The sequence below is a fragment of the Gammaproteobacteria bacterium genome (assembly GCA_003696665.1).
Classification (GTDB): domain Bacteria; phylum Pseudomonadota; class Gammaproteobacteria; order Enterobacterales.
Window position 1 is genome coordinate 1 of record RFGJ01000331.1, and the last position, 6458, is coordinate 6458.

Sequence of the window (6458 nt, forward strand, 5' to 3'; positions counted from 1 at the left end):
GAGTAGGTCGCTGCCAGCTTTTTTCAACAAAAGCAATCCAACGCAAAAAGCTCGACCACGTGTGGTCGGGCTTTTTTTTTGCCCCCTCGAGTGGCGCGAGATTCATCTCGCGCCACGAGGCAGCGCTATCGTGCGGCCTTATTGCCCTGTTCTCGAGAAGAATGGAGGTTTTTATACAAAGTGCGGTTTTTTTTATACGAAAGGGCTTTTTTTTTTTTTTACATGCTGTGCAATTTTGTTGTAGCACCGGTGCGCACTTGTCAATTTATGTGATTTTTTGTTGGTAACAAAAATGCATGAATTATGATGAGAGTAAGCACCATTGCGACCCTGCTGTTGGGCCTCTTTCTGTCCTGTACCTTTGAGGGCTGAGCCAACACATGCAATCTACCCACACTGAATTTCACTTCTGTTGTACACTACGAGGGCTATGCCAAAGCGTTGCTCACGTTCCACTTTGGTACCAGACATATGCGCGTTCGGGTCGATCGGGAGGATGGAACCGAATGGGGCGTTTATGAGCTGCGTTCGAGTGTGCCACGGCTTTTGCTGACCAATCTGCCGCAAAACGAGCTGTTTGCCGTGTATGCCGAAGATGAGTGTGGTGCCATGCAGCCTGTCGGTTGGTTCGAGACTTGGCCGGGAAAAGATTATGAACAGGATATTCGCGTAAGTGAAGCGCTATTCCGCGCTACCGAATTATTTGTACAGCAAGAGGAGGAGGTGCCACTGCCGGTTTTTCTCAAAAATTTGGATGACATTCCCCTCGAAGACCGACTGTGGTTCCTCCAGCAATATCTGTACGAAGGTGCGCCTTTCGGACAGGATTTCGGGAGGAATTATCCGCCGGATGATTTTTGGGGCCAGATGCCTCAGGTTGCAAAGGAATGCCATTGCATTTTGTTGCATTATGCCTCTGCACTTCCGTCGACCATGCAGGCAGGAAATATCATTCCCAAGTCGAGTGAAGTGTCGGGATCATTGGGAAACAACGCCGAGTACAAGCTGGATGTAGTCTATGCCGGTGCCGCCAAACACGTGGAGTTGTTGACGAAGGGGTGTCGCGCAGGTGGAATAGATTATATGTACACCTATAATACAACGGATGAGGTAAATGAAGATATTGGCAACCTTTCCTACGGGATGTTGGAATACCACCTTTTGTGCGTAAATACTGATCTGATCAAGGAAGATTGCCCCTGCACTCGTTGTGTGGTAGTGAATGCCTCCTATTCGACCAAGCTGAATGCGGATGCAAGTGTGAAGAATACTGGATGCTGGAGTCTGGGCAAGGACAAATGGGCTTACGCCCTCGCGCAGGACATATGCGTGCTGATGCACGCATCTGCAAAAAACGGTTATCAGATTCTGGAAGCCGCCAACTTTTATGTGGACAAAGAAGTAAAGAAACAACTCAACGGGAATTTTTTCATCGCTTTGATTGACGTGATTGGATCTGCTGCTTCTCTGCTGCTGGATGTGGGCGCGATTGACTCTTCGGATGTGGACCAGCTTGCCAATTCGATGCAAAACCTGATAGGCGAGCCTGTCAGCCTTAACGAGGGTCAGGCTGGCCCGGAGCAGGTTGCCAAGGAGCTTTTCCGGACATTCGACAGGGAAATTTGCTTTGAAGCCAACGACCCTAACCGAATCTGGCTTTTGTCTTTTGGCCATGTAGCAGCTGGCGGCCGGCGAAAGTGGCGTGCACATGCATATGTCCAAGGTGGCTTCCACCTGGATGGCATCGTAAAAGCAAACCTCACGAGGGAATGTTGTCAGGATGAGCAGGTGGGTGAATGGTTGGCCAAGAGCCTGATAGACGATGAGTTCCTGACTACTGACCAGATGCAGGCCCGGGTGGTTGAGGATTTTGCCCTGTGGCCATGGGACGGGTGGTCGCCCTACGACGGATTGGAGGCCGAATACGGCACACTTTCCTTCTCGTGGGGGCTGTGTGATAGTGCCGGACTGACGGGTAGTCCTGACAAAGAAATGGTCGAGGATTGGTGGAAACAACTCACTGTGGCGAGCGAAGCGACCGATGAACACCCAACGGTACCGCAGAGCGCTTCCTCCTCCAAGGACGAACCGCCGGTGATGTCCGTTCAGATGATCGAGCCGGATTGTCCCTGTCGCCTCGAAGTGATCGATTTGCAAGGGCGGATATTATACGAAGTCAAGGATGTAGTGGAATACGATCCGATTCGCATCCGCGAGCGTTTGCTTGCGCGCGGCGTCTTTCCCGGTACCGGTATCTATCTCTTCCGACTCACAGGCGGTCGGGGCATGCGTACAGACAAGGTCTTCATAAACCGCTAAGGCGAGCGGATGGGTTGGCAGAAGGCTGCCTGCCTTCTGCCAACCACTTTTTGGTCTGAAATCGGGGCCATACAAAGCAGGAACTTTCTGGTGACAGACAAGGCAGATGCGCAAGGTGTGGGATAGGCGGCGTAATGGGCGTGCCAGAATCCGGCTCAGTTGGGTTGGTCCCACGGGTGCTTTGCATTTGCCATGTTTTGGCAGGCAAGTTATTTTTAGAGGAAAAATGCCCGAATTGATTTGAAGCAAAAACCACCATTTTGACAAATGATTCGGATTGCCATAGTCCTCGCGTTGTTGGGGCATACCTTGACGGCAACCGCCTGGCAGCAAACCCGTCTCCTTGCAGGTTATGTGGAGGATGCCGAGAGTGGGGAGCGTCTGAGTGGTGCACACGTGTATGAGTGGTATTCGGGTCGGGGTGCGGTTACGGACAACTACGGATACTTTGCGCTTCAGATACCGGCTGATTCGGTGAGGCTGCGTATCACCTACACCGGCTATGAGACGCGGTGGATCGATGTGAGCAGCCACGAAGACACCCTGTTGTTTATCGAGTTGAGTCCGGGTGAGCTGTTGCCTCAGGTCGAGGTGCGCAGCCGGCGACTTGACTTGTCGCCTGGCCTCGACCGGCAAACGCTCAGCATTGCCCAAATCAACACGATGCCGGCCTTTTTGGGCGAATCGGACGTGCTGAAGGCCCTGAGCGTGTTGCCCGGCGTGATGCCCGGCCAGGAAGGGCAAAGCGCCATCTTCGTGCGTGGGGGTGGCCGCGATCAGAATCTGGTGTTGCTCGATGGGGTGCCCCTGTATTTTACCAATCACCTGGCTGGCTTTTTTTCGGTGTTCAACCCTGATGCGCTCAAACAGGTACAACTGTACAAGGGCGGCTTTCCGGCCAGCTACGGGGGGCGGCTCAGCAGTGTGCTCGATCTGACCATGAAGGAGGGACACCTGCGCGAGTGGCACGCCAAAGGGGCCGTGGGTTTGCTCAGCGGCCGGCTGACGGTAGAAGGGCCCATTGTGCCTGAACGCGCCTCGGTACTGCTGGCGGCCCGGCGCTCGTGGACCGATCTGGTCGTCTTTCCGATGCTTTTCCGGCTTGCCGGTTACGAACCACATGAGATTCCCCAATTCTGGTTTCGGGATCTCAACCTCAAGGCCAACTGGATCGTCAACGACCGCAATCGCCTGTTTGCCAGTGGCTATCTGGGGCGTGACTTCCTCAACTTCAGCCTGCTGGAGGCCTTGAAATGGGGCGACTTCCTCACCACTACATCGGGCACCCGATGGGATAATGCCACCCTTTCGCTGCGCTGGCAATCCATCGTGCGCGACGAGCTCACCGCTACGTGGGTGGCACATTACACGCGATATCGGCTGAATATGACTCATGACTTCATCCTGCGCGACAGCATGGAGCAGGAGTTGTTTCGCTTCGAGTCCAACCTGCTTTCCGGCGTACGTGAGGGAGGGCTTTCCGCTTCTCTGTTCTACGCAGGGCTGACAGATCACGAATTGCGCTTTGGTGCTTCATCCGTATGGCGCGAGTTATTGCCTTTCAAGGCAGTCCAGCATTGGTCCAATCCGGATAGCACCACACTATTGAGCCCCGAGCCGGTAGCGCAAACGGAGTACGCCCTGTGGTTGTCTGATCGCTGGCAAAGGGGGCCCTGGACTATCGAGGGGGGCGTGCGGTTTGCCGGTGTGGCGGGCTGGCAGTTTCGTTCGTCGGCCCCCGAGTTGCGGTTGAAGGTGATGCGCGCGCTTCCGGCAGCGCGCATGGCATGGCTCGCTTTCGATCAGATGCGCCAATATTTGCATCTGGCGCAGAGCGAAACCGTATCCCTGCCCACCGAGCGCTGGCTCCCGGCCACAGCCACCTTGCCGCCGGAACGTTCCTGGCAATTGTCGGCCGGAGTTTCGTTGCCCGACCTGTTGGGTGGGTCATTCGTGCTTGGTGCCTATTTCAAGAAAATGTACAACCTGGTTACGTGGGCTGAAGGCATCAGCTTTGTCCGTCCGCAGTTCGAAGATTGGGAAGCAGAGTTGGTCAAGGGCAGCGGTGAGGCATGGGGCATCGAGTGGCAATGGCAGCGGCAGACGAAGCGCTATGAAGTGACGCTGGCAGGCACCTTTTCGCGAAGTTGGCGCCATTATCCCGAAAAAAACCTCGGCCGGCGTTTTCCCCACCTCTACGACCGCCCCGTTGCCCTCAATGGCCAGGTGTTGTGGCGCGTGTCCGAGCGTTTTCAGGTAGCCGCCTTCTGGACGTTGGCTTCCGGTATCCCGCAGACCCTGCTCGAACGCAGGTTCAGTGTGCCGGTGGACTTTCATTTTGACTGGTGGGGTTATCCAAGCATCGGTTCGGCTTTGCACTATGCGTATGAGTATGGCCCCATGAACGGATTCAGATTGCCGCCGCATCATCGGTTGGATCTGAGTGCCCGATGGTACAAGAAGAAAAAACACTATGAGCGATGGTGGGTGGCGGGTGTGTACAATGCCTTCGTGCGTGCCAACCCCATGTACCTGCATTATGACGCCGCAAATGAGAAATACACGGCCATTGGTGCCTTTCCCATCATGCCGTTTGTGGCGCTGGAGTTTGATTTTTGAGCTTGCTGAAAAACTCGACAACCGATGAACGATAGAAATTTGCTTCATCACCTCGACACGACCTCACCGCATGCTCCCGACAGGGCAGAGACAGGCTCCAACTTGTTGGGGGCGTCGCGCCGTTGCGATAGCACACGCAGCGGTCAACCCTTTTTTTCAGGAAGTCCAGCCATGAGCACAGTCGTTGCGTGTGTGTTGGCAATTTGTGTGCTGTCTTCCTGTGAAAGTCTTACGTGGCGCACAGTGGGAGAGGATATTCCACTGTTTGAACCCAAGCCGGTGGTGGCCATGCGCCTGAAGGTGGGCGATACCATGGCTTACACCGATAGAGTTATCCTCGCCCATGACGCGCGCGAGTATTGGGATGTGGGTGGCGGTATCAGCTCTTTGCATCCGGAATCGTACGACATTTTCCTGTACCGGAACGGATCGTTGTGGTGCGGGCCTTTCGAGAAGAAAGGCTATCTCTTTTGCTTGCTCGATGAGCCGGTGCCGCCAACGCCCGATGTGTACGAGTTGGTGGTCGAAACGGACGATTACGGCGTCCTGCGTGCCGTCCAGACGATGCCCACCTGTGTGCCGCCCGATACGGTCGTGATCCACTCGATGGAGGTCAATCTTTTTGGAGGGCGCTTCAAGGGGGTGATCGAAGTGCGTTTTACGGATCCGCCGGGCGAGGCCAATTTCTACGAGCTGGTCGTAAAGGACACTTGTGCCAGCCCATTCGCTCGCCGCAGTTTCCCCCTTACCTCGCTTGACCACAAGGCCGTCAGTGCTGCAACCCATGATTTAGTGGTCTCGGACGCAACGTTTGACGGTGAGCAAGCGTCTCTGTTGATCGGCTTCGAGGGTGAGCTGGACTTGTTGAGGGAGTATGAGGGTTGCTTCCTTTGGCTGGAATTTATTTCGATCACTGAAGACAGATACCGTTTCCTGAAGACGCTGACGCTGGCCCACGAGGCGTTTGGCAATGCTTTTGCCGAGCCGGTTTATATTCACTACAACATCGAAAACGGACTCGGGCTTTTCAGTGCCGAATGTCCGTTCATTTATCCACTGTATTATTGAGTCCCCTGCAAAAAATGGTTGAGAGTGTAGCGTTGAGGGTTGAGGGTTTGAGTTTGCAGTTTAAAGTTGACTACCATTTCTTTACGAATGAAGCTTATATATCCATCGTCTATCGTCCATCGTCTATCGACTTTTTGCAGTAGGCTCATTATTGAGTCTGCCCGTGAAAAATGGTTGAGCGTGACAGCGTGACGTCGTTACAAAGTGATGTCCCCGCTTCGTTGAGCCTGTTTCGACTTGTTGGAAGCAGGTTGTGATGACGTCACGCGTGACGCCGTAACGCCGTGACCACGTCCATCATAGATCGTCCATTGTCTATGGTCTATCCCCCACGCGCTCAGAAAATCGTACATCCCTTGTAGGTCGGCGGCGGACTGACTAGTCGCAGGATGTAGCGCAGGTACCATTCGGGCCCGCCCTGCCCATTGGTGGCGCTGCGAAAAGGCGACACA

General features: G+C 54.4%; 5 protein-coding genes. 4 read left to right on the forward strand and 1 reads right to left on the reverse strand.

The features are described from left to right. Positions 1–244, forward strand: a 244-nt coding sequence (locus tag D6694_08625; protein RMH41642.1) for a hypothetical protein, incomplete at its 5' end; no start/stop codon positions are given. 227 nt (positions 245–471) lie between these two features. Continuing rightward, on the forward strand, positions 472–2319 hold the full coding sequence (locus D6694_08630) for a hypothetical protein (protein RMH41643.1): 1848 nt from the start codon (positions 472–474) through the stop codon (positions 2317–2319). Here D6694_08630 and D6694_08635 read toward each other — a convergent pair. Next, positions 2306–2578 (reverse strand): hypothetical protein, encoded by a 273-nt coding sequence (locus tag D6694_08635; GenBank protein RMH41644.1) that lies wholly within the window; start codon positions 2576–2578, stop codon positions 2306–2308. The genes D6694_08630 and D6694_08635 overlap by 14 nt on opposite strands. An 8-nt stretch (positions 2579–2586) precedes the next feature. Between D6694_08635 and D6694_08640 the strand changes: the two genes are divergently transcribed. Together D6694_08640 and D6694_08645 are read left to right on the forward strand one after the other, a co-directional pair. Beyond that, a complete protein-coding gene (locus tag D6694_08640; GenBank protein RMH41645.1) occupies positions 2587–4938 on the forward strand; it encodes a TonB-dependent receptor in 2352 nt (783 codons plus the stop codon). 24 nt (positions 4939–4962) lie between these two features. Next, a complete protein-coding gene (locus D6694_08645; GenBank protein ID RMH41646.1) occupies positions 4963–6006 on the forward strand; it encodes a DUF4249 family protein in 1044 nt (347 codons plus the stop codon). The last annotated feature ends 452 nt before the right edge of the window (positions 6007–6458 follow it).

What these genes read in the sequence shown, in the direction of transcription:
- D6694_08645 (RMH41646.1), top strand. Translation starts at nt 4,963, where the DNA reads ATGAACGATAGAAATTTGCTTCATCACCTCGACACGACCTCACCGCAT.
- D6694_08635 (RMH41644.1), bottom strand. Translation starts at nt 2,578, where the DNA reads ATGGTGGTTTTTGCTTCAAATCAATTCGGGCATTTTTCCTCTAAAAAT.
- D6694_08640 (RMH41645.1), top strand. Translation starts at nt 2,587, where the DNA reads ATGATTCGGATTGCCATAGTCCTCGCGTTGTTGGGGCATACCTTGACG.
- D6694_08630 (RMH41643.1), top strand. Translation starts at nt 472, where the DNA reads ATGCGCGTTCGGGTCGATCGGGAGGATGGAACCGAATGGGGCGTTTAT.